Genomic DNA, 22,616 nt, shown 5'->3' on the forward strand with positions numbered 1-22,616 from the left:
GATGTGCAATTGCGGTCACAGCCAGGCATTGGGGCGCATTGGAACGTGGTCTTGCTGACCCTGAACCTCTGTCGCCTTGAGGCCCTGCGAGCAGCAGAGGGCGGACAGAATCTGGTGTTCAGTCTCGAAGACATGAAACGCAGGGCGTATAACGCCCTGCTGGCCCAAGTGATTTTGTCCAAGTTGGATCTCTCGGCCCGCTTTGAAGAATTAGAACATCTGCCGTCCAGTCCGCTAAATTTCGGCCTCAAAGCCGCCTAAAACTGCACGAACCATTGTCAAATAGGGAGTCACTCTTTTCTTGATGTTGCTCGGGACGACATAAACCGTTCCCACATCAGGCAAATCATTGGATGGTGCTGATGCTTGAACCGCACTGTCGGCGGGTAACCCCGCATCGCCTGCGGTGAACGAATCTGATTGTTCCCACGGTCTGCGAGCAGGCTGACTGTAAGCGCTCCGAAGTGTAGCGTGGGCCTCCGCAACGGTATAAGGCTCATGCTGCCCCTTTGCGTTGGTGGCAGGCACCTGAGCGACGTAATTACCCATAACGGCTCCCGACTCGATCTCGCTATACCCATTGTCCCGCAACTGGCAAGCCAGCCACATCCCAGCATTGTTCCTTCCTTCACCCTGAACATGCCGCAGGGCGCGTTCAAGGATTAGTTCTGCCGGAACCCTATTGCCAGAAGGAACAAAGTGCTGTCTCACCGGGCGACTGGGTGCGGGTGAAGTTACTGGGCGCTGAACTTGTATCAGACCGAGGTAGGCCGCCAGCTCTTCAGGGAGGACAGCCACGTCGTCCAGGTCGTCAAAGGAGCGCAGTTGTTGATAGGGGCCAGAATTATTCCTGCTGGGTGGCAGGATGGCGTAGCCACCGTCCGCCCGGATGTCCAGACCCGGCCAGCGTTCCCCGAGTTCGTGCTTGGCCTTGCTGTTAAGCGTCTGAACGGAAAAGCCAGGATGCTTGAGGTAGACGTGATAGCCGCCGCTGCCTGTCCTCGCGTGGGGATTGAGGCCAAGCGCCTTCATGAGGGCAACGCCCTGCTCCCCATCAAAGTCAAGAACCACAATGCCACTTATCGCACCAGTGACGAGTGCAACCCCTTTTCCTACCTCCCTTGCGAACCATTTTTTGACCTGTTCCTGCGTTGGACGCTCTGTTTGCAGGAGCTTCCAGGCGGCTTTCGTTTCACCATCGATAAGCTGGGTATGTCCCGTATCTTTAAGCGCCTGATGAGGCCGCTTATCCCACTTCCCGCCGCTGTTGACTGGAAGGATGCTCCAGCCCAGCTCGAGATATGACAGGGCCGCAGCCAGGAGGGAGTTCGCAGAGGGGGCGGGCATGCGGACATTCTTTCAGGCGGGGTGTCGCGGCAGCGGTGCACCCCGGCCTTAACTCTTTAATTCGTTAACTTATTAGTCTGGCGACTTGCCGTCTGGGTGGGCAAAAAACCCACACAAACTACTCAATGGCCCTGCACAAACTACTCAATGGCCCTGCACAAACTACTCAATGGCCCTGCACTCACCCCTCCTGAAGCCTCTGCGTTTTTTCCAGCTTGCGGATGCCTAAGCTCACCTTTGCAGCCAGGAAGCGGTCATGCCACCCCCGGCCCATAGCGTTGTAGTCGTCTAAATCCTGCACTGTGAGGTTAAAATCGCCATGCTGACGGAGTACCTCCATCGCTTCAGTGAGGTAATTGCGGACACGCTGAGCGTTTGACCCGAGTCGCTTGAACTCGCCGGGGGTGATGATATTGGCCCGTTCAAGGAGGTCTGCGACTCGGGTATTCAGGGTGGAACCGCCGTGCCGCTCAGCATTGATTCTCTCCCAGATAGAAAGGCTCGCAGCCAGTTTCAGGGCAATTCGGTTGACCTCATTTCCCTTGCCGCTGGTATCAAGCCGCAGAATGCCACTGGGAATGTACTGGCGATACTTAGCCATCTGTGTGGTCTGCCACCAGAGGCCGGGTTGCAAGACGAGCGAGGTATAAATCGGTGCGTTGTTGTCCGTCAGGAGAACTTGGTAGGCGTCAAGGGCGTCCCCGGCATTCAGCTCCTCGAAGGCTTCAACCTTCCAGTAGGGAACACGACCAATAAGTTTTTCTCGCTTAGACTTTTTAATTTCGTAAGCTTGGATAAGGCAGCTTTGCAGCATGAGTACGCGGCGGTAAATCTCTCTGAGGGTGCCACGGTCATAGGCACCGCGACTGTCTATTTTCTTGTAACCCAGTCGGTCTGCTGCGTCGCGCAGGTCATATCTCAGAAGTGGCTGTGCTCCCCCAATGCGGTAGGCTTGGTCAGTCAAGTCAAGATGAATCTTAAGAAGTGCTGCACCCTCTTCCTTCATCGCAAGCAAGTCGTTCGTCATCTTTGACAATGTTTCCTCGGGATTAGACGTGAGTTGCAAAGCAGCAGTCTGTACCGGCTGACTTGGCTCGACCCGCGAAATAAGTTGCAGTTCAGAGTTTGTGTCCGGGCTTCGCCTTATTTCTTCTAACTCTACGCCAGGAGTGATAAGAAACCTCCGCATTGTGTCCGCAATGGGATGCGTAGCGATGGCAATCCTTTCGTATCTTCTGTTGCTAATGACCTGCTGTTCTATTTCCCACCATGAAGGACAGATTTCTGCAAGCCCATGTTGCCACGTCCAGCTCGGTACACGTTCTGGAAGCTGGATGGGATTTTCTGCCTGCACTGGTAAGGCAATGCGTGATAGCCGGAACATCTCTCTCAGAATGACTTTAGTAAGAGCGTCTATCTGGGATTTTTCTACTTCACCATCAAAATCTACGACGGCCACTCTTGCAGCAGCCTCGGCTCGCAGGGTTGCGGGTAGTGGGCCTTTTGGATGCTGCATCTCTATAACTTTCTTAGCAGAACCCTGTTTTATTTTAAGCTGCTGCCGGACTTTGTCCCAAGTTGACCAAGAGATGGACTGCGAATTCTCGATTGCCCACTTTTGAGCAATTGCGTTTAGGAAGCCAAGCTTGAGCTGCTCCTCTACTGGAAGGAGTAGCTCGTTGTCAGCATCTTTGTAGAGGACAGCAATATCGGGCCTTGAGGCTCTGAGTTCATCCACTGTGTACTGCTTGTAGAGGATTGACAGGTTGCCCTGCCTAAATTCTTCAAGCTGTCTTAGCTTGTCAATCGGGTCGTACTCTATGTTCCAAACCTCATATTTGTGACGCTCGAATAGGAAATCTGCGACGGCTTCGGCCTGCGCCGCAACAGAGGGGAAGGGGGGAGGTGGCTCGTTGTAGACGATGACAGAGCCTATGCGTATCTCACTTTTCCCAACTGCTTGCTGACTTCCTTTGGACACTCCTGCCACCGCCTATGGTATGAATTTAAGCCGCTAAAAAGTCAGGGGCTGATTTTGCTTGCTATGCATTTTTCGGAACCCTAAACTGCACATAGAGGTGAACGGGGTCTTCCCAGAAGGCATATCCGTTCTCAAGAGTTACTCCGAATATCGAAATATGCACCCTTCTTAATTGATAGGGCATGTCTTGCCGTTGTAACTCCACCTCACGACTTCACTGGAGGAATCTATGCTTATAAGAGTCCCGCATGATGAGGCAACAAGATGAAAGCTACAGTTGTGATTAGTCCGAGTTTGCACCGCTGGCACCTGGTCTACCCTGATTTTCTACCGACTGTTCTGGCCCGTGCTGGGCAGGTCATCACAGACGAGCAGGTGGATTGGGAGGTTGTGGAAAGTGAACACCCCTACCTCTGTCAGGATATTGACTTCGAGTTACAGCACCCGGCACAGCGGCCTTTAGGAGGGCAAGTGGACTGGCAACTATCAGGCTGCGTGACGGCAGCATTGATTGCTTTGCGAGTGCTTACTGAGTTGGAAGGAGTGAGGGGATTCCAGTAGCGTTTGCCACAGGAGGACTCAGCGGCGAGAGGGGTGAATCTGAATTTCAGCGTCAGGGAAGGAGGCGATGAGCTTCAGTTCACCCCCGAGTGCCCGGACATACTCGCGCAGGGTACTTAGGAACATGTCTTCTCTGCCCTCAATTTTGGAGATGGCGGCCTGCTCTTTTTCCAGCACTTCGGCCACAGCGGATTGGGTCAGGTCACGGGTTCTACGCAGTTCGGCCAAGTCCATCTCTAGCTGTAGGGCTTCTGTACGGGCGTCAATGCGGGCCTGACGCTCGGGGGACATCTGGGCTTTGAGGTCACTCCACTTTTTTGCCATCCTGGGCCTCCTTTTCAAGAACCTCTAGGTGAATGTCGTACAGGTCATCGGCGGTGGGAACGTAAGTCTCGTACCAGCGGCCCTGTCCTGTTTTGTCGCCACCAATCAATAAAATGGCGTTTCGGAGCGGGTCGAAGGCGTACAGAATTCGGTAGGGTCGCCCAGCGTGCTGAATCCTGAGTTCCCGCATGTGCGAGTGCCGGGAAGTGGAGATGCCGCTGCTGTGCGGGAACTTCAGATTTGGCCCATCGTCCTGGAGGAGGCAGACCACAGCGGCAATGGCGTCTTGTTCATCCTCAGTGAGGGCTTCCTACCACGCTTCCAGTTCGTCGGTGTATTCCACCTCCCACTGTGCTGAATCTGCCAAAGTATTCCCCCTAGAGAATATGCCTTGAAAAGCATTATATCTGTTTTGTCCACAGGGTCAGGTCACGGGCGGGGTTTTTAGGAGGCTGCAAGACGGCTGAGATAGCAAGGGGAGAGTCACTTTCTCTCTGGAGGGTCAATGGGTTCAAGCCTGATGCGGAGGCCAAGAAAGTCCAATAGCTCGCGCCCTGTCTCAGTAAATAGACTGCGCTTTCCGTTGAAATAAGGATTGACGGACTGCCGGGATACACCTTTATGAGCCGCGAAATCCGCCTGAGTTTTCCCACTTCGGCGCATCGCATCCTCTATTTGGTTCTTCAATTCGGCCTCTATATCCCTCACCTCCTTACGCTATCAATGGTAAATCTCTCTGTTTGACAAGTCAATCCCAATGTTTTACATTCAAGATACCAAGAAGCTCCGCCTGACTTTTAGCGGAGCTGGGGGAGCTTTTTGGGAAACCAATTGAAGGAGGCTTCCCGTGAAGTCTACTGTTACTACCTCTACCTACAAAACTGGTGGAGCCAGCTGATGAGCGGCCTCCAACGCCAGACCCTCGCAGCCTCGCTGGTCACGTCTGCCCTGGGCCGTCAGCCCGTTGTTGCCGTGCCAATGACCTTCATCCACCTGTTACCTGATTGCACCGCTGCGACGTTTCTGGCTCAGTGCTGCTACCTCTCCGAGCAGAGCGACGATCCCGAAGGTTGGTTTGAACGTAGTCACGCACAGTGGCGCTCTGACCTTTGCCTTTCACCAGAGCAGGTACGGCGCTGCGTCCGTGACTGCGCTGGAATGGTGGAAGTCAAGAAAATGGGCCTGCCTGCTCGCAACTTCTACCGCGTGCTACCGGAAGGTATCAGTACGCGCCTTGCCACTCTGCGGCCACCAGACGCCGAGCCTGTGACCGTGCCAGCGGCTCAGGCTATGTCTTGCCACCGCGAGCAGCCTCAACCAGTCACCAGTGGAAGCCAACCACCAGCCCTCAGGCCGACCCTGCCACATTCCTCTTCTTTTAAGAGAGAAGAACAAAAAGAGAAGAAGACTGTCTCAGAGCGGGTCAGGGACGATGTGCAGCCTTCGCCACCTGTGAGGGCAGAGGCGCTGCCCAAGCTCCTCAGCATTTGGAACACGAACAGAGGCGACCTCCCTGAAGCAGTGGGCCTGAGTACCCATCGCCGCAAGGCCATGACGGTGCTGCTGGCAGATTGCGATGGCGACGGGGAAAGAGCTGTTGAGCTGCTCACAGACGCAGTCAAAGAAGTCGCTGCTGACGACTTCTGGAAAGCCAAGAAGTTTGGTTTGGACACTCTTTTGCCCAAGGTCTTGGGCAAAGCAGAAGCGTACCGTTCACGCTCGGCAGTCAAGTCCCCCAAACTTTCCGAACCTTTGCCTGATTTTGGAGTCGGCCAAGTTGTGCTGTACCGCCGTGAGCGCTATGCCATCGAAGCCATCACTGACCGCCACATTGACCTCTGGGACGAGCAAAATGGCTCAGCCCGCATCCTCATCAACTCTGATGACATCCGGGCGATTCGGCCCCTAGAGGTACGGGCATGAGGGCCACCATTGCCATCAGTCGCGGCCTGTACCGCTGGCATCAGGTGTACCCGGATTTCCTCCCCACCCTGCTCGCCCGTGCGGGTCAGGTCATCACCGATGAAGCCGTGGACTGGCAAATCACCGAAGGTGACTACCCCTACCTCTGCACCGATATTGACTTTGAACTCCAGCACCCGGCCCAGCGGCCTCTGGGTGGGCAGATGGACTGGCAACTGTCGGGCTGTGCGACAGCAGCGCTGATAGCGCTGCGCCTGTTGGCTGAGCGTGAGGAAAAGCGACTCCTAGCGGATGGTGCCGCATGAATGAAGGTGTCCCCGAGCCGATTAACCGGGCGCAGCGGCGCTTTCTGGGTCTGACAATGCCCTTTCGCACGCTGGAAGTGTTCAACGGGGATTACGTCCCTGTTGAAGAAGTGGCCCTATCCGTAGTGGTGACCCGGATGCTGGCCCAGCAGCAGCGGGGAGCCGGACAACTCCGGGGGGGTACGCTGCTGGGATTTCAGGTCGAGGGGATGTTATCCATTGAGGTCATCCTGCCAAGTAATCACCTTTACCAGCACCCTTTCGCAGTGCAGCCCGAATACCTTCTGGGAGCCTTGGATGCGGTGTTGCAGGTCACCGCCTTGCCGCTCGACTGGGTGGGGAACTGGGTGATGCCAGCAGATGGACGGCAGCCGGACGCGGGCTGGACAGAGGAGACATGGCACGCAGCGCGGCGGGAGGCCCTGGTTTCAGCCAGTTCCGTGCTGCTCACGGTGGGCATGGCTGAAGATCGCCTGGTCGTCGAAGCGTGGAGCGAGCGTGAGGGGCAGCCGTTCAGGCTGCCCGTGAAAAAACAACTCTTTCAGCTCCCCCGCCACCCTTGAAGACCATCTCTGGCGGATATAACATCACTATAAGTACGTTATTGGAGGAGACGATGTCTTTGGATGTAGAAAGCGAACGTCCATTCGCGCCCCCTGTGGCACGGCGTGTTCCGGCGAGGCAGACGGTGACTTTCCCGTTGCAACGTGCAGCGTTTCTCCAGGCGTCGGAAACCGTCATTCCACGCCTGATCCATCCGGCGACCGGACAAGCCTGGGAATACGACGGTTATCGCAGGACGCAGCTTTTTTTGATGCAGCCACCAAATCGGGGACTTGGCTTACCCGAACACACGGTCGAGTTTGAGCTGGAGTTTGGGGAGAGCCAGACCGTTGTCGCTGTCAGCAGCGACAGCCCAGCGGTACAGCAGCTCTTCAATCAGTTCACTCGTGAGGTGGCGCTTTTTCTTCTGCAATCTCAGTTTCAGCACGGACACTTGCACCTGGCAGAAGTAAATCGGCCAGGTGCAGGTTAAACGCCTGCGCTATAGCGTCCATATTGTCCACACTGATATTGCGGGTTCCGCGCTCGACCTGACCGATGTAATTCCAGCTCAGGTCACACCTCTCTCCCAGGTCTTCCTGCGTCCAACCCCGTGCCTTGCGCTCCTGGCGAACCCTGTTGGCGAAAAGAAGTCGGGAAGGGCTGACTGGACGCGGCTCTGTGGGCATCCCCTCAGCCTGCTTGCATCATCACTATGCGTACAGTTACGATAAGTGTGATAACGATAAGTACGTTTCTGCTGAAACAGAACCTGCTGGAGGAAAGAATGAAGAGGATGCTCTATTTGCTCGCTTTAAGCTGGATTTCTACAGCGGCTGCCGCGACCCCCGATTGCGGCACGCTCGTACTGGTCAGCCTGCGGACGCTGGTCTATCAGACGAAAGCCGAGTTTCCCGCTGCACCGAAGAAAGTCCAGACGAATCTCTGGGAGCAGACCAAGCCGGTGGTGATGTGCGGCGTCACCTTCACCAAGAAGGGCAACACTTTTGTCATTAAGGCCAGCAAAAATGAAGTCTTGGGTTATCTCACGACCCCGATGCGGATAGGCAGTGGCATCACGCTGGCGGGCCGCACTCCCGGACTCTTCGGCTACGACGGGCTATCTGTAGACCTGGAACTGGGTAGCCTGGACGCGACCTACTCGGCCAAGGCTGTTATCCCCACAGAGATGGCGGGAACAGCCGTGGGTATCCGCATTGATGGTGGCAAGCTCCAGCCGCTGTTCTGGCCGGGCAAGGGCGGTGGGCCAATCAACTTCTCCAAAAAGACCAAAACCATTGACGTGTACGTAAAGGCGAACAAGCCCACCAACTGGGAGCGCGTGACGGTTGACCTCGTGAACCACTCCCTGACGGTCTACCCGAAGTTCGCTTTCCCCAGCAAGTAAATCCAAGGCGACTGTCCTAGAACGTACGACAGCAGCGCAAATTTCCAGTCTGGGTATTTGTCTACAGACAGATGCTCAGATTCTGCTTATGCCTGAAAACTATCATTTTCCTATGGTCGTGGTCGAAGAGGATTTCGTGATGCAGCGGGTACTGGGGTCACGCCAGTAGCCGCGCGGAAATAAACGCTAAGCCTCCAGCCACTCTCCCTCGCCAGGCCGGGACGGGTCCGCGAAGGGCCGCAGCGCACCCTGCGCCAGCAAGGGCGACAGCTCGAAGTGGTACCGCCCCAGCACATTGACATGCTCGAACAGCAGCGGAGAGAGCCGCGCCACATTCTCCGGCAACATGGTTGCTCCCGACACTTGCAGGTGGTTCAGGATCGCGTCCAGATAGCGGGTGTTCCACAGCACGACCGCGTTCACCACCAACCCCAACGCGCTGAGTTGATCCTCCTGGCCTTCCCGGTATTTTTGCCGCACTTCCCCCCGCCGCCCGTGGAAGACCCAGCGCGCCACGTTGTGGCGCCCCTCCCCCCGGTCGAGCTGCACCAGAATCCGCCGCCGGTACGCCTCGTCGTCCACAAAGTGCAGCAGGAACAACGTCTTCTCGATCCGGCCGAGTTCCGCGAGCGCCCGACCCAGCGAGGCACTGCGGCCCAGGGTGCGCATCACGTCCAACGCCCTCACCTTGCCCAGCTTCAAGGACCCCGCCAGCCGGAGCAGATCGTCCCAGTGGCGGGCGATGAGGCGTGCGTCGATCCGGTGTCGCGAGAGGTCTTGCAGCGCTCCATAGTCCGCCTCGCGGTCGAGCCGCCAGTACCGCAGATCGGCGAGGTCAGCCAATCTCGGGCTGAAGCGGTACCCCAGCAGGTAGAACAGGCCGAACACGGCGTCGCTCGACCCGGCCGTGTCGCTCATGATCTCCCGGGGGTCGAGGTGGGTCTTCTGCTCCAGCAACCCCGCCAGGATCAGCAGCGAGTCGCGGAGCGTCCCCGGCACGGTGATGCCGTAGAAGCCCGAGAACTGGTCTGACGTGAAGTTGTAGTAGGTGATGCCGCGCTCGGTGCCGAAGTATCTGGAGTTCGGACGGGCGTTGATCGTCTTCACGGGGACGACGAAGCGCAATCCATCCGCCGAGGCCACCTCCCCGCCTCCCCAGGCCTGCACCAGGGGAATCAGGGACTGGGCCTGCACGAGGCGGGCGTTAGCCGCCACGATGGTCTCGTTTCGCAGGTAGTTCTGCTGTACCCACGACAGACGCGAGAGGGTGAGTGCTGAGACATGCGGGCGTGATACGGCTTTGAGGCCGATATTGCACGCCTGAGCGACCAGGACGGCGCACATGCTGACGGCCAGGCCACCCATCCGCGTATCACCCTCGCTCACGTGCGTAAAGGCGTCCAGAAACCCGGTTCGGGCGTGTTCCTCCAGCAGGAGTTCAGGCAGGTCGATGTTCGGCAGGGGCGCCGTGACCAGCAAACGAAGCTGCACCAGGCCGGGGTTGTCCGGCTGGGCCTCCAGTGGGGACACGCTCAGGCGGTCGTGATCACCGATCCGCTCCAACCGGACGAAGGTGTTCTCCGGGAGACGCTGGGCCACTTGGCGGTACGCCAGGTCCAATTCCGCACCCAGGAGCGTTAATTCGACCTCCGGGTCGTGCGAGCGGCCGAGCCCCCGGCAGACGTCATCCTTCACCGCCTGCCACTCGTCTCCCCGCAGGAGCTGCGAGCGGGGGTCGCCGTACCGTTCACTACGAGCGACAAACACCTCGCGCCGCCTCAACGCCCGTTGAAGGCCCTGTAACACGCAGAGGGTGTAGGCGGGCCGATCCACCTCACCGCGTTTCGGCAACACCCGCACCCGCCACGCCCTGGGTATCACGGCCTGCGGTGCGCCCTTGAGGCTGGGCTGGCGCCTCCCCTCCAGGGAGGCCAGAAACCGGAGGCCCTCCACGACGGGTCTCCCCGCTGGGGTGCTGTCGAAGGTCAACGTCCTCAGCAGCGTGGGCAGGAACCGGCGAACGGTGTGATAGCCGCTGAGCCACGCCTCCGGGTCGGGACCATCATCCCCACTCGCCATCTCACCCACAGTCGTCGCCGCTGCCCGCAGCGCCGCCTCGTCCACCAGGCCGAACGCCACCCGGCGGACCTGCTCATCCGAGACCTCCTGGTCCAGGAGAACCAGCGTGACCTCCCGCAACTTCAGCGCCGCCTGATCCAGGTCCCGCAATGTCCGCAGCCGCAGTTCACGCCGGGTCTTCTCGCCCTGAAGGGCGAGACCGGAGAGCAGGAGGTCGAGGAGGTCCAGCGCGTCATCTGTGGCGCGGCGCTCCAGATACTGCGCGAAGGCGAGCAGGGAGGCGAGCTCGACTCCAGGAGCCTCGCCGCTTACTTCGCCGCCTACCCGCAGTGGGCGGCCTCAACCCGCAACCGCAAGCAGACGACGCTGGAACGCTTCTGTCGCTGGGCGCTGCAACACGAACTGCTGGACCGCGATCCCACCCTGCACCTGGAGCGCCCTAGCCTGCCGCCCGCTCACCCGAGGGGCTTGCGCCGGGAGGAGATCGAGCGCATCTTCGCAGTCATTCCGGCAGAGCAGGCCCGGGACGCCCTGCTGTTCCGGTTGGTCTTCGAGACGGGACTGCGCATTGGGGAGGCGTTAGGGGCTCACGTTCAGGACCTTGACCTGACCCGGGGCGACGAACACCTGACCGTACTGGGGAAAGGCCACCGGAAGCGGACGGTGCTGCTCGACGATCCCAAGCTGGTGAACGCCTTGCGGCGCTATCTGCGGACGCTCGGCTACGCCCACGGTCCCCTCTTCCAGGCAACCAAGAACGGGCGCGGCGGGCCGCTGAGCTACCAGAGCGTGCAGGAACGCTGGCAGGGGTATGCAGGGCGGGCCGGGGTCACCTGTTCGCTCCACCAACTCCGGCACAGCCACGCGACGGAACTGGTCAACGGGGGCGTGAGCCTGGCGACCATCCGCAAGCGGCTGGGGCACCAGCATATCCAGACCACCCTGCGCTATGCCGAGGTCAGCGACGGGACAGCCGACGCGGAAGTGCGCCGCTGGCGTCGGGGTCGGCGTTGACCGGCCCTGGTCGGACCGATGGTCCAGGAGCGTCCGCCCCTCAGAGGGCTGGCCTCACCGTGACCTGGGAAACGCGGACCACCCTTCCCTCGCCTCCGGGTGCGGCCCGCCGTTCTCAAAGGCTGGATACCCAAATCCGGCCCGCAGCCGGGCACTCGCCTCGTCCCACGTCCGGCGTTCCCAGTCGTAGCGCGCCCACGCCTCCTCCCGTGCCCGCAGCGGCACCCCCGCCAGGCTCAGGGTCTGCCAAGCGGTGTCAAAAGCGGCCCGGCGTTCCTGCATCAGCCGTTCTCCGTCCACGGGTTGGCCCTCGAACTTGCGCACGAGCGCCGTGAAGTAGCTGCGCGCTATCCGCTCCGTTCCCGCAATCACCAGTCCCCCGGTCAGCGCCGGGAACGCCGCAGGCGACAGCACCGTGCGGCACAGGGTCACGACCTCCAGCAGATCCGAGAGGGCCACCGGCAGGGCCCGCTCGTCGGGGAAGTGGAAGTAGTGCAGTAGCGGGAACTCGTCGTCTGCCTGCACCACCTCCGCCAGAGACGACGCGGTGCTTGCCAGCCAGTCGCTCAGCTCGGAGGCCGCGTCCGCGCGGGCGACTGTCACCAGCACGTCCGCCGGGACGAGGCCGTCGTCGCGTCCCACGAAGCGGTGAATCTCGAACGCCAGGGCCGTCATGCGTGCGAGTGCCCCGTACACTGAGAGCAGGTACGTCACCGCGACGCTGATGAGGACAAAGCCGCTGGCCGCCGCCAGGACCATCAGGGCACGGGGCCACCTCCCACTCGGCGTGATGTCCCCCGTGCCCAGGGTGGTGACGCTATATCCGCTCACGTACAGGGCGGTGAACCATCCCGGAAATCCGGATTCGGCAGGGGACCACGGCAGGAACACCAGTGTGAAGCCCAGCCACAGCAGCGCCGCCCACACCAGCACCGTGAAGGGCACGAGCAGCGGGCCAAGCTGGGCAAGCTGGCGCCGTGAGCGTGCCGAGCCGTCCCCGAAGCGGCGGTGCCACAGCCGCCAAGTCAGGTGGTAGAGACGGCCCGCCACCGGCCCGGGTTGCCCGGTCGGGACAAAGACGGTCGCGTACACGTCGAGGCACATCACGGCCAGGAGGACCACGCCAACGAGCAGGAGGAGCCAGAGCACGCCCTATCCTGGCAGGCGCCTTTCTCTCAAAGCAAGAGCAGCAACGCGCCGTAGAGGCCTGCGCCGAGCAGGAAGGGCCGGAAGCGGCTCTCGTGGGTGGCGGGCAATTCCTCCCGGAACACGTTCATCAGCACCCCGCCCGACAGAAAGGCCGTGAGTGCGGCCGTCACCAGCTTGGGCAGGTCCTCCAGAATGCCGAGCAGCCACCCCACCAGCAGCGAGAGGGCCAATACCCAGCGTCCCGTGCGCTCGTAGCTCCCCTTATGGTGCCCGTAGAGTGCGTACCCGTTGACGAAGAGGTGCAGCCCCATCGCCACGGCAAAGAGCAAGACGCCCTGCACGTTGCGGCGGTCGTCCACCAGCAGGTAGCCGATCAGGACGTTGTACAGCGCGTGTAACGTCATGGTCACGCCGAACACGGGCGCGCTCGTCACATCGTTCGCCCCGTGACCCCCTCGGGCAAGGCGGGAGCCGACAGCGAGGCGTTCGAGGCCGAAGAAGGTCAGCAGGCCCAGTAGGGCGACGAGGTAAGCATGGTGTTCGAGGTTAGCGAGCAGACCCTCGAACAGTTTGGCGAGCAGCGGCTGGCCGCCTTCGAGCTTGGGAAGCAACAACAGAAACACGTACGTGACGGCCACACCGCCCGAGAAGGAGAGCCACCATTGCCGGGGCACCGCCCGCACAAAGCGCATTCTCCCGACGAACATGTGAATTAGGGCGAGCGCGAACGCGGCCAGCGTTGAGACGAGGATCACGCCCCGCCCCGACCGTTAAGGATTGATCCCCAACGAAGACCCCGCCCCTGTCTGCTCCGAGAAACTCCGTTATCTCTACGTGCGTTCATACGCCCCAGGCTACCCGCAGATGGCGTCTTCCCCTGCCGGGTCGGTTCGGCGGTCTGCTCAGTCCCGTGTGCGACGCGAATGCAGGGCGGGCGGGTCACTGGTCGGAAAGCTCTCCTCCACGGCCTCGTCCAGGCTGTCCTCCCCATGTTGCGCGGTGTCCTCGGGCGGGAGCGGCAGATCTTCCGCAGACACCGTGTCGTCCCCCCCCGCAACGACCGGTTGCCCCGTCTCCGCCGTGACGGACCAGGCAGCCGGATGTACGGGGGCCCCGGATTCGTCCAGCCGCTCGATCCATACTTCACCGATAATCATGCGTATCCGGTGCCCCATCCGCAGCAAGCGGTCGCGGGTGGCCGGGTTATACCGCCCGGCCAGGTCAAGGATGCCCTGCCGTACGCGAGGCTGACGAGCCAGGAGGAACACGCCGCCGAGCAGTAGTGCGGCAGAACGCCAGACGTTACGCTCCGTGCGCGCCCGTCTCTCCAGGTGGGCCACCCGCCGCACCCGCACCTCCAGGTCCCGCATCGCTTCTTCCTGGCGGCCCGCAGAGACCTCTAACTCGACCAGCAGGCGCTCGGCTTTCCCAGAGGCGTGCCGAGTCATCACTGGCCGCCTTCGTCACGGGTTACGGCCACATCCATGGCCCCGGCGGGCTCCACGTCCAGCACTTCGCGGCGCACGGGCACCGTGAACGTCTCCACCTCCGTCACGATCTCTTTCCGGACCTCGACCTCCTCGGTTACGTAGGCCTGCTTCTGCACCTTCGCCCGCTCGGCCTCCAGGTCAACGTGGACAGTCTCGCCACCTGACCCCAATGTGGTTCCCTGCACCGGCTGAGGACTTGCTACCGGGTGGCGCTCGATCACCACCTCCTCGCGCGCCAGGCTCACGTCCACCTGCTCGGGGTGGGTCTCGACGTGCTTGCTGATCACCACCTCGCCGACCTTCTCCCAGTGCTTCTCGACGATTACACGCTCTTCCAGCAGCACCAGGCGCTGCGGCGTTTTGAAGAGAGTGTCGCCCGCGTCCTGGTCGCGGTAGTCGAAGTGTGCGTTGGTATCCGTCGGCGCCTGATAGGTTGTGCCGCGCAGCACGCTCTCGTCACGAAGCTGCGACTCCAGGGTCACGTCGGCCTCCGGGCGGTAATGCTGAAGCTGGCGGGCCTGATCCAGCGTGAGGTTCCCGAAGAACACGGCGTCGTCCTCCACCCGGGCCATCCCGACCGGCACCAGCACGTCCTCCTCGGAGGCGTGGCGGCCGATATTCACCACGAAGTACCGCAGGCGGCCGTTGTCAGCGTCCACCAGCACGTCGCGCACCGTGCCGATGGGGATGTCGTTTGTGCCCACGGCGGGCTTGCCCATGAAGCTGCCCGCCTCGGCGGAGTAGTTGGACTGGGTGTTGCCCAGTCTGGACAGGGGGATCAGTCGTGGCACATAACCTCCTGAAGGAAAAGTTCTTACATCCGTCGGCTGGCCTGTCCCCTGAGCTGGAAGCCGAGGACCAGCAGCGTGACCCCGGCGATCAGGGCGTAGGCGGCGATCCACGTCTCCACGGTCAGCACTCCGGCGGTAGGGGACAGCAGCATCAGCACGCCCAGCGCGACGGAAAGCAGGCCGCTCAGGGCGATCAGCCACTCCCACGCGCCCGGAATGGTCCGTCTGAAGCGGATCGCCGCCACGATCTCCAGGATGCCGGTGAGGACCGCCCACCAGGCGATCAGGGCGAGGAGGGCCAGAGCGGTGATGGCCGGGTTGAGGAACGTCATGATGCCTGCCCCCACCCCGAGCAGACCGAGCAGCAACAGTGGCCAGCGGCCCCGGTGCCCCCGTAGCCCGGACGCGATGGCAGCCACTCCATCGAGCAGGGCGTAGGCGCCGAACAGCAGGGCCAGCGTGGTTAGCGCGAGTCCAGGGACAACCAGCGTGGCGATGCCGAAGAGCAACGCGAGCAACCCGCGCAGGGCCACTGCCCACCACACCCCGGCGAGGGACGACGTGTTGGTCGATACAGCACCTTGAAGTGTTTCCATGCCTTCCCCTCCTGGGTTAGGGAGGGTGGGCACGTTCCTTAGGCCGTACCCACCCAGGGTCCCGGGTTAGGCCTGGTGATCCGGGCGCTGACCGGCCCCCTCATCTGCGCTGATCCCGGGCGCGTTCACGGCGGCTGGGTCGTCCTGCACATCCACGTTCTCCGCGTTGTCCTGGCTGCCGCCGTCTCCTGCGGGCGTCTGTTTCTCGAACATCACCCGGCGCGCCTGGGTGTCGTACCGCGCGAGCACGGTGTCGCCCTCAGTGAACTCGCCTCCCAGCATGGCGGTCGCCAGCCGCGTTTCCAGCTCACTGCGGATCAGGCGGCGCAACTCACGGGCGCCGAACTCCGGTCGGTAACCCGCGCCTCCCAGGTAGTCGAGCAGGCTGTCGTCGAACACCAGCGTGATGCCCTGCCCGTGGGCCGTGCGTTTTACCAGCTCCAGTTGCAGCTCCACGATGCTGCGGATGTTCTCGCGGCCCAGTGCGTGGAACACGATGATCTCGTCGATGCGGTTGATGAACTCGGGCCGGAAGTGCCCGCGCAGCACGTTCATCAGGTCGTGCCGCACCCGGTCGTTCGTGCCCGCCGCCCCGTGCAGCTCCATGTCACGCTGGATGAGGTCCGAACCGAGGTTGCTCGTGGCGATGATGATGGTGTTCGTGAAGTCCACCACCCGGCCCTTGTTGTCTGTCAGGCGCCCGTCGTCGAAGACCTGGAGCAGGATGTTGTATACGTCCGGGTGCGCCTTCTCGATCTCGTCGAGCAGCACCACGCTGTAGGGGCGGCGGCGCACGCGCTCGGTGAGCTGCCCGCCCTCCTCGTAGCCGACGTACCCGGGAGGAGCCCCCACCAGCCGCGAGACGGCGTGGCGCTCCATGTACTCGCTCATGTCGATGCGGACCATCGCGTCCTCGTCCCCGAAAACGGTGGCCGCCAGGGCTTTGGCGAGTTCGGTTTTGCCTACGCCCGTCGGCCCCAGGAAGAGAAGCGTGGCGATGGGACGGCGGCCCTGTTGTAGGCCCGCGCGGGCAAGACGCACAGCGTCACTGACGGCCTTCACCGCCTGGTCCTGCCCGACTACCCGCTCGTGGAGCCGCTGTTCCAGTTGCAGCAGCCGCTGGCGTTCCTCGGTGGTGAGTTCCTGCACCGGGATGCCGGTAAGCTTGGAGACCACCTGCGCGATGTGCTCGGCACGGACATCCACGTTCCCGGTGCCCACCTGCTGCCGCCACTGGTCGGTCGCGCCTGCGAGTTCCTGCTCCCGCGCCTTGATCTGCCCCTCGAAGTCCTGCGCCTGGTCGTAGCGTTTGCGCGAGGTGGCGTAGTCGCGCTCGCGTCTGAGACCGTGCAGCTCCGCCTCCATCTCCTGCACCGCCGCCGGGCGGGAGGTGGACGAGATGCGCACCCGCGCCGCCGCCTGGTCGATCAGGTCGATGGCCTTGTCCGGCAGGAACCGCCCGGTGATGTAACGGTCCGAGAGTTCTGCCGCCGCGACGACCGCCGAGTCGTCGATGGTCACCTTGTGGTGCGCCTCGAAGCGGTCGCGCAGCCCGCGCAGGATGGTGATGGTCTGCTCGACGGTCGGTTCGGGCACGAACACCGGCTGAAAGCGCCGCTCCAGCGCCGCGTCCTTCTCGATGTGCTTCTGGTACTCGTTGAGGGTGGTCGCACCGATCAGGTTCAGTTCGCCGCGTGCCAGGGCCGGTTTGAAGGTGTTCGCTATGTCCAGGCCGCCCTCTCCGCCGCCCTGCCCGGCGCCGACGATGGTGTGGATCTCGTCGATAAAGAGGACGATGCTGTCCTGCTGCGCGCGCACCTCGTCGAGCACCTGCTGGACGCGCTCCTCGAACTGCCCCCGGTACTGCGACCCGGCCACCAGCGTATTGACGCTGAGTTCGACCAGCCGCTTGTCGCGCAGAACGTCGGGCACCTCGCCGTTCACGATGCGCTGCGCGAGGCCCTCCACGATGGCGGTCTTACCCACGCCCGGCTCGCCGATCAGGACGGGGTTGTTCTTCTTGCGCCGGGCGAGCACCTCGATGGTCGTCTCGATCTCCTGCGCGCGGCCGATCACCGGGTCGAGCTTGCCCTGCCGCGCCAGGGCCGAGAGGTCGCGGCTGTACTTGTCGAGGTTGGGGGTGTTCGTGGGGCGTTCCACCCGGCCTTCCTCGGCGCCGCGCCCGATCACCTTCACGACCTGCTGCCGCACCGCCTGGGGGGTGAGGCCGTACTGGCGCAGGGTGCGGGCGGCGAAGCCCTCACCTTCTTCCGCCAGGCCGATCAGCAGGTGTTCGGGGCCGACGTAGTTGTGCCCCAACTCGCGGGAGGCGGCAAAGGCGCGCTCCAGGGCGCTCTTGACCCGGGGCGACACGCCCACGTCCTCCAGGTCCTCGTTCGCGCCGCCCGTGCCCTTCGGGGCGTTCTGATCGATGTGGGTTATGAGGTCGTCCGGGTTCAGCCGGAACTGTTCCAGTACGGCGCGCACCACGTCGCTGCCAGTCAGGGCATACAGCAGGTGTTCGGTGTCCACCTGCCGCTGGCCCAATTCGGCGGCCTTGCGCACCGCGTCCGCGATCAGGCGCTGGGTCTGCTCGCTCATGTGGTCGGCGAGGTTGACCTCCTCGCGGTTGCGGCGGGAACGGGAAGAGGCGGGGACAACGTCATCGTCGAAGAACCCATCATCTCCCCCACCCCCCCGATGGCCGTAGGGGGTGCTGTCGCCGAAGAAGTCGTCGAAGAGGCTGCCGCCCCGGAACAGGGACTCGAAGGGGGAGGCGCGCCCGCTCTGCCGCTGGAGCCGCTGGTAATCCACATCGCAGAGGTTGAGGGTCTGGCGGCGGCCGTTTTGGGAGACGGTCGCGCGGACGGTGGCGGGGCGACTACCGCAGAGGTCGCATAGGGGTCTAGATCCAGAGGTCATGGAAACCTACCTTTCGGGGGACGAGGTACGGCTCAACTTTGCTGGTTGCCTGTCTGTTCTGCCCGGTCTGGGTCTCCTGTCCCTGACCGGCGTCCGCTGCGGTGCCCCCGGCCTCCAGCGTCTGTGGCTGGGTGCTGCCGCTTGTTCGGATGGGAATGGCGCGGCGCATGGCCTGCTCACGCCTGGGAACGCGGAGCGCCAACGCACCGTTCTCGTAATTCGCCTCGATCCGGCTCAGGTCGTAACGCGGGGGAATGTTGAAGGTGCGGACGAAGGTTCCGTGGATCCGCTCGGTGCGGTGGGCCGTGCGGCCCCTCGTAGCGGCGCTCACCCTGGATGGTGATGGTGTTGTTCTCGGCCTCGACCCGGATGTTCTCGGGTGAGATGCCCGGCAGGTCAAGGTCGATCTCCAGGCCCCGCTCGTCCTCGTGGATGTCCACCACCGGGGAGAAGAAGTTCTGGTCGCTCCCCCGCGTGCCTCCCCCCAAGGCACGGTCGAAACGTTGCTGAAGTTCCTCGATCTCCCGAAACGGATCAAATCGCAACATATTCCACCTCTGCCGCAACTGTAACAAGCAATCAAATCCTGCGGGTGGCACTCGTGTAAACGGGAAGCCACCGTATTCTCATGGGCTCAGTACCCGACAGTTTCTGGGGGAGGCGTATGGGACGGCATCAACAGGGTGATCAAGTTGCAGAGGCATGCTGACTCCCGGCTGAACGCCCGCACCAGTTCCCGTAAGCCCATCTTCACCACACTCCATGCCCGGCGACCATGTGCCTTCTTCGGGCATTCCAGGGTGAACCCAACCAGTACAGACCACGTGTAGGTCAACGTCAACAGGCACAGCAGGCGCTCCACGTGATCGTGGAGCGTCATGTGCGTCCCCTCCAGGTGGAACCCCTTGCTTTTTAGGGCTCTGAACAGACACTCGATCAGGAATCTCCGACGGTAACGGGATTGGATCGTGGTCACCGCCCCTGCGTTGCTGGCGATGATCAAGGCCTCACCGTCTTGCGTGTACGTCAGGACAACGTTCATCGGTTGCCCGTAGACCACCGTGTCCTCGACCTGCAGACCGGCCTGGCCGGTCTGCACTCGGCTCAACCAGTCCTGCGCTGTCCAGTCGTCCAGGAGCGTGTCGCGCCGCAACCGCACGCAGATGGGGATCCCACGGCGAGCCAGACCCTGAACCCAGTCGTAGCCGACGAATTCGCGGTCGGCATACAGCACCCGGATGTCAGCGGCGGACAGCAGGCACAGGGCATCGTCCATCAGGGTGTGCCGAATCTCGGTGTCGCTGCTGCCCCCATGGGGCAGCAACTCGTAGAGCAGGGGGATGGCGACGTCCCGCCAAATGACGGCCAGCAACAAGACGTTCACGTCCGTCTGCCCATACTTCCAGTTGGTCCGGTCAAGGATAAATTCGCGTGGCTGCGCGGCGGGAAGGAGCGTCAGAACGACCCGGGCGACATCAGCTGGCCGAAGAGGATGACGGTCGAAGAAGCGTTCCACCCGCCGGATGACGGAGGCGGTGTGCGCGCTTCCGGGGAAGCGCGCGGCGAGTTCAGCATGCCGGACGTCCTTGCCCCTAAGGAGGGCGAGGACCATGAGGGAGAGCAGCTCGACCTGGTTCTTGCGGAACTCCGGGAAGTGCGCGGTGAAGCAGCGGGTCAACTTGGCCAGGACATCGGGAGACGCGTCCAGTTCTCGCGTGTCAGCCGAACTTTTTCAAGCCCTGCCGGAAACTGTCGGGTACTGAGGCTCATGGGTATGCAGAAAAGACCCAAGGCCGTGTGAAGCCCCGGAGTGCTGGGAGAGGCTTACCCTGCTTGCTGAACCTGACTGGTCAGGGAGGAGGACGGATGCGATTCGTGGTGGCCTTTGACGGAAGTGAGCCCAGCCAGCGCGCCTTGAAGCAGGCCATAACGCTCGGGAAGGCGGCAGGCGCCGAGCTGGAGGTCGTGACTGTGATCGAGGAGCCGCCGGTCAGCGGCTTCGTTCAGTGGGCGGGACTGAATCCCGACTACGTCCGGGAGATGCTGGAGCAGAATGCCCGGCAGGCGCAGCAGACGGCGCAGACACTCATCGGGGAGGCGGGCGTGCAGGGGAGGGTTCAGACCCTGAGGGGCCGTCCAATCGAGGTGCTCACCGAGGCGGCGCACGGCGTGGACCTGCTGGTGGTCGGCACCCATGGGTACCGTGGCATGGACCGCATCCTGCTGGGCAGCGTCACCGAAACGCTGCTGCGCCGCGCGGAGGTCCCGCTCCTCGTCGTGCGGTGAGGACTGGGTTACGGACGCGTTTGAATCGATCGACTCCGGAGGCATGCAGGCGCTACAAAGGGGCGATCCGAACGTCATCCAGAGCCTGCCCGCAGCGCTTCTATGACCGGAGGAACACGATGAAAACAGCAATGCCCATCCTGACGCTGCTGCTGCTCCTCGCAGGCTGCACCGACCCGACGGAGAGCCGCACGCAGACCACCTCCTCAACCTCGCGAACGGCGACCACCAACACCGCGCCGGGCGGGGCGGCCCGCGATTCCAGTTCACCCTCTGGACCTGCGGGTCAGACGGCCAGCCCAGACCAGGGTCGCCTGGAGTACGACCAGAACACCATCGACGTGGTGAAGGACACGCAGGACGGCGTGGTGTTCGTCACGCGCTTCGATCAGTCTGGAGGAGGAGCGCTGTTCAGCGAGTCCCCCCTGGCCCCGGACGCCGCCCCCGAGGACCAGGAGGGGCCGACCGGCAGCGGTTCCGGTTTCCTGATTGACCGGGAAGGTCACATCCTCACCAATTACCACGTGATTCAGGACGCGACCGACATCCGGATCAGGCTGCACCAGAACGAGCGGGACTACCCGGCGTCCGTGGTGGGGACTGCCCCGGCGTACGACCTGGCCCTGTTGCGGGCCGAAGCGGTGCCCGCCGACCTGGAGCCCATGAGGCTGGGGGACAGCGACCGTCTGCTGGTGGGCGAAAAGGCGATTGCCCTGGGCGCGCCCTTCGGTCTGGAGTTCACCGTCACGCAGGGCATCATCTCCGCCGTGAAGCGGGTCATTCCCATGGGCGTCGAGTCCATCCCGCAGAACTCGGTCCAGACCGACGCGGCGATCAACCCCGGCAACTCGGGCGGTCCACTGGTCAACAGCCGGGGCGAGGTGGTGGGCGTGAACACCCAGATTCTGTCCCCCGCGGGTGCCGTGACCGGCGTGGGCCAGAACGCCGGGGTGGGGTTCGCCATTCCGGTCAACGTTGTGAAAAGCCTCCTGCCGCGCCTGCGGGCAGGCGAGGAGATCACCGTGCCGCGCATCGGCATCGTGAGCGTGAACTTACAGGCCCTGACGCCATCGGCACGGGAGGCCCTGGGGTTGCCCGAGCAGGGCGTCCTGGTGCAGTCCGTGGAGCCGGGCACGCCCGCCGCCGCCGCAGGCCTGCGGGGAGGACCGCGCTCGCAGCGCTTCCCGGATGGCGACATCCGCCTGGGGGGTGACATCATCACGGCGGTCGATGGGCAGGAGGTCTCGACGGTTCAGGACTTGCAGGGCGTGCTGCTGGGCAAGCAATCGGGGGACGAGGTGATCCTGACACTGAGGCGGGACGGGCAGACGTTACAGCGGAAACTGACCCTTTCTTGAAGGTGCGAGTGGGAGGTGCGCCACTCGACGACCTGCTGCTGCGGCGAACGCGACGGGCAGCTCACAGGGCGCTCGGGTGAATCGAAGTGTCCTGGCTCTGCCCGGAAATCCCGCGCCCCTCCGCTTAGCGTTTGTTTTCGCGCCGCTGCTAGCGTGACCCCGTACTGCGTGAACAGGGTGCCAAGCTGGTGGAACGCGTCGATGACCAGGAAATCCTGCAAACGGCCTGGGCCATTTTGCATCGCGGTGAGTTGGGTTGTCCGCCCTTAGAGCAACTCAAGCCAGAGCTGAAGGAAGCTTTTCTGTCGGCCCAGCCTTACCGACTGGCTTACGAAGCCTGGCGTACCTTGCAGGATCATCTGGAGCCACCCAAACTACCAAGCCCTGAGCTGGAGGGTTTGGCCCGAAGACTGGACAGCTTGTTTGGGCTTGGGAAGGCAGAGCAGCGTATCAAGGGATAAACGGCACCGCAGGTCTGGAAGTCGCCGCCTACAACCCGGACGGCAGTGTGGACATGAGCGCTGCGCGTGCCGTGGGAA

At 62.4% G+C, this 22,616-nt stretch carries 22 protein-coding genes and 4 pseudogenes (1 of these 26 only partly in view); 11 read left to right on the plus strand and 15 right to left on the minus strand.

Annotation, left to right across the window (positions count from 1 at the left end):
• Positions 1-261 (plus strand): annotated as a pseudogene (locus tag G6R31_RS15440) (transposase); its annotated part reaches 588 nt to the left of the window's first position; the annotation flags it as partial.
• Here the strand turns inward: G6R31_RS15440 and G6R31_RS15445 are convergent.
• Together G6R31_RS15445 and G6R31_RS15450 are read right to left on the minus strand one after the other, a co-directional pair.
• Positions 235-1,347 (minus strand): bifunctional DNA primase/polymerase, encoded by a 1,113-nt coding sequence (locus G6R31_RS15445; protein ID WP_164994031.1) that lies wholly within the window; start codon positions 1,345-1,347, stop codon positions 235-237. The pseudogene G6R31_RS15440 and the gene G6R31_RS15445 overlap by 27 nt on opposite strands.
• Positions 1,348-1,528: 181 nt before the next feature.
• The gene (locus G6R31_RS15450) at positions 1,529-3,337 is read right to left on the minus strand and encodes a hypothetical protein (protein WP_152423721.1); all 1,809 of its coding nucleotides are present in this window, start codon (positions 3,335-3,337) and stop codon (positions 1,529-1,531) included.
• Between the two features lie 255 nt (positions 3,338-3,592).
• On the opposite strand from G6R31_RS15450, the gene G6R31_RS15455 reads away from it, so the two are divergent.
• A complete protein-coding gene (locus tag G6R31_RS15455; protein WP_081608305.1) occupies positions 3,593-3,889 on the plus strand; it encodes a hypothetical protein in 297 nt (98 codons plus the stop codon).
• Positions 3,890-3,907: 18 nt separating this feature from the next.
• Here the strand turns inward: G6R31_RS15455 and G6R31_RS15460 are convergent, their stop codons facing one another.
• From G6R31_RS15460 to G6R31_RS15470, 3 genes and pseudogenes are all read right to left on the minus strand, one after another.
• Positions 3,908-4,213, minus strand: a complete 306-nt coding sequence (locus G6R31_RS15460; protein ID WP_017871206.1) for a helix-turn-helix domain-containing protein — start codon at positions 4,211-4,213, stop codon at positions 3,908-3,910.
• Positions 4,194-4,580 (minus strand): annotated as a pseudogene (locus tag G6R31_RS15465) (type II toxin-antitoxin system RelE/ParE family toxin). The gene G6R31_RS15460 and the pseudogene G6R31_RS15465 overlap by 20 nt, the downstream one beginning before the upstream one ends.
• 116 nt (positions 4,581-4,696) lie before the next feature.
• A complete protein-coding gene (locus G6R31_RS15470) occupies positions 4,697-4,876 on the minus strand; it encodes a helix-turn-helix domain-containing protein (RefSeq protein WP_081608309.1) in 180 nt (59 codons plus the stop codon).
• Positions 4,877-5,110: 234 nt separating this feature from the next.
• Between G6R31_RS15470 and G6R31_RS15475 the strand changes: the two genes are divergently transcribed.
• Genes G6R31_RS15475 through G6R31_RS15490 form a run of 4 tightly spaced genes read left to right on the plus strand, consistent with a single transcriptional unit; the run spans position 5,111 to position 7,477 of the window.
• Positions 5,111-6,136 (plus strand): hypothetical protein, encoded by a 1,026-nt coding sequence (locus tag G6R31_RS15475; protein ID WP_152423722.1) that lies wholly within the window; start codon positions 5,111-5,113, stop codon positions 6,134-6,136.
• Positions 6,133-6,441 carry a hypothetical protein gene (locus tag G6R31_RS15480; RefSeq protein WP_017871209.1) on the plus strand — a complete coding sequence of 103 codons (309 nt, stop codon included), beginning with the start codon at positions 6,133-6,135 and terminating at the stop codon, positions 6,439-6,441. Before G6R31_RS15475 ends, G6R31_RS15480 begins: the two co-directional genes overlap by 4 nt.
• Positions 6,438-7,004 (plus strand): hypothetical protein, encoded by a 567-nt coding sequence (locus G6R31_RS15485; protein WP_017871210.1) that lies wholly within the window; start codon positions 6,438-6,440, stop codon positions 7,002-7,004. Before G6R31_RS15480 ends, G6R31_RS15485 begins: the two co-directional genes overlap by 4 nt.
• A gap of 53 nt (positions 7,005-7,057) precedes the next feature.
• Positions 7,058-7,477 (plus strand): hypothetical protein, encoded by a 420-nt coding sequence (locus G6R31_RS15490; RefSeq protein WP_162531377.1) that lies wholly within the window; start codon positions 7,058-7,060, stop codon positions 7,475-7,477.
• Here the strand turns inward: G6R31_RS15490 and G6R31_RS15495 are convergent.
• Entirely contained in the window at positions 7,386-7,673 is a 288-nt protein-coding gene (locus tag G6R31_RS15495; protein WP_081608306.1) for a helix-turn-helix domain-containing protein, read from the minus strand. The two genes, G6R31_RS15490 and G6R31_RS15495, sit on opposite strands and share 92 nt — an antisense overlap.
• Positions 7,674-7,771: 98 nt before the next feature.
• On the opposite strand from G6R31_RS15495, the gene G6R31_RS15500 reads away from it, so the two are divergent.
• A complete protein-coding gene (locus tag G6R31_RS15500) occupies positions 7,772-8,392 on the plus strand; it encodes a hypothetical protein (protein ID WP_017871212.1) in 621 nt (206 codons plus the stop codon).
• Between the two features lie 186 nt (positions 8,393-8,578).
• Here G6R31_RS15500 and G6R31_RS15505 read toward each other — a convergent pair.
• A pseudogene (locus tag G6R31_RS15505) lies at positions 8,579-10,756 on the minus strand (Tn3 family transposase); the annotation flags it as partial.
• Between the two features lie 183 nt (positions 10,757-10,939).
• On the opposite strand from G6R31_RS15505, the gene G6R31_RS15510 reads away from it, so the two are divergent.
• The gene (locus tag G6R31_RS15510; RefSeq protein WP_225983294.1) at positions 10,940-11,485 is read left to right on the plus strand and encodes a tyrosine-type recombinase/integrase; all 546 of its coding nucleotides are present in this window, start codon (positions 10,940-10,942) and stop codon (positions 11,483-11,485) included.
• A gap of 54 nt (positions 11,486-11,539) precedes the next feature.
• Here the strand turns inward: G6R31_RS15510 and G6R31_RS15515 are convergent, their stop codons facing one another.
• The 8 genes and pseudogenes from G6R31_RS15515 to G6R31_RS15550 form a co-directional block, all read right to left on the minus strand.
• Positions 11,540-12,634 carry a potassium channel family protein gene (locus G6R31_RS15515; RefSeq protein ID WP_017871215.1) on the minus strand — a complete coding sequence of 365 codons (1,095 nt, stop codon included), beginning with the start codon at positions 12,632-12,634 and terminating at the stop codon, positions 11,540-11,542.
• 26 nt (positions 12,635-12,660) lie between these two features.
• Complete coding sequence (locus tag G6R31_RS15520; RefSeq protein ID WP_025566931.1) at positions 12,661-13,389, minus strand: hypothetical protein; 729 nt, start codon at positions 13,387-13,389, stop codon at positions 12,661-12,663.
• Positions 13,390-13,536: 147 nt separating this feature from the next.
• Positions 13,537-14,082, minus strand: a complete 546-nt coding sequence (locus G6R31_RS15525; RefSeq protein ID WP_017871217.1) for a hypothetical protein — start codon at positions 14,080-14,082, stop codon at positions 13,537-13,539.
• Positions 14,082-14,915 (minus strand): PRC and DUF2382 domain-containing protein, encoded by an 834-nt coding sequence (locus G6R31_RS15530; RefSeq protein ID WP_017871218.1) that lies wholly within the window; start codon positions 14,913-14,915, stop codon positions 14,082-14,084. Before G6R31_RS15530 ends, G6R31_RS15525 begins: the two co-directional genes overlap by 1 nt.
• A gap of 23 nt (positions 14,916-14,938) precedes the next feature.
• Positions 14,939-15,511, minus strand: coding sequence for an HdeD family acid-resistance protein (locus G6R31_RS15535; RefSeq protein WP_017871219.1), 573 nt, complete (start codon positions 15,509-15,511; stop codon positions 14,939-14,941).
• A 66-nt stretch (positions 15,512-15,577) separates the two neighbouring features.
• A complete protein-coding gene (locus G6R31_RS15540) occupies positions 15,578-18,433 on the minus strand; it encodes an ATP-dependent Clp protease ATP-binding subunit (RefSeq protein ID WP_081608307.1) in 2,856 nt (951 codons plus the stop codon).
• A pseudogene (locus G6R31_RS15545) lies at positions 18,417-18,981 on the minus strand (Hsp20/alpha crystallin family protein). Before G6R31_RS15545 ends, G6R31_RS15540 begins: the two are co-directional and overlap by 17 nt.
• 86 nt (positions 18,982-19,067) lie before the next feature.
• Entirely contained in the window at positions 19,068-20,111 is a 1,044-nt protein-coding gene (locus G6R31_RS15550) for an IS4 family transposase (protein ID WP_017871223.1), read from the minus strand.
• A 188-nt stretch (positions 20,112-20,299) separates the two neighbouring features.
• Here G6R31_RS15550 and G6R31_RS15555 point away from each other — a divergent pair, with 188 nt between their 5' ends.
• The 3 genes from G6R31_RS15555 to G6R31_RS15565 all read left to right on the plus strand — a co-directional run bounded on the left by G6R31_RS15555 (position 20,300) and on the right by G6R31_RS15565 (position 22,538).
• On the plus strand, positions 20,300-20,719 hold the full coding sequence (locus G6R31_RS15555) for a universal stress protein (RefSeq protein WP_017871224.1): 420 nt from the start codon (positions 20,300-20,302) through the stop codon (positions 20,717-20,719).
• A gap of 119 nt (positions 20,720-20,838) precedes the next feature.
• Positions 20,839-22,077: a S1C family serine protease gene (locus G6R31_RS15560; RefSeq protein ID WP_225983293.1), complete on the plus strand. Its 1,239-nt coding sequence runs from the start codon at positions 20,839-20,841 to the stop codon at positions 22,075-22,077.
• Between the two features lie 188 nt (positions 22,078-22,265).
• Complete coding sequence (locus G6R31_RS15565) at positions 22,266-22,538, plus strand: hypothetical protein (protein WP_017871226.1); 273 nt, start codon at positions 22,266-22,268, stop codon at positions 22,536-22,538.
• Positions 22,539-22,616 lie beyond the last annotated feature (78 nt).

Source organism: Deinococcus wulumuqiensis R12 (assembly GCF_011067105.1).
GTDB classification, from domain to species: Bacteria; Deinococcota; Deinococci; order Deinococcales; family Deinococcaceae; genus Deinococcus; species Deinococcus wulumuqiensis.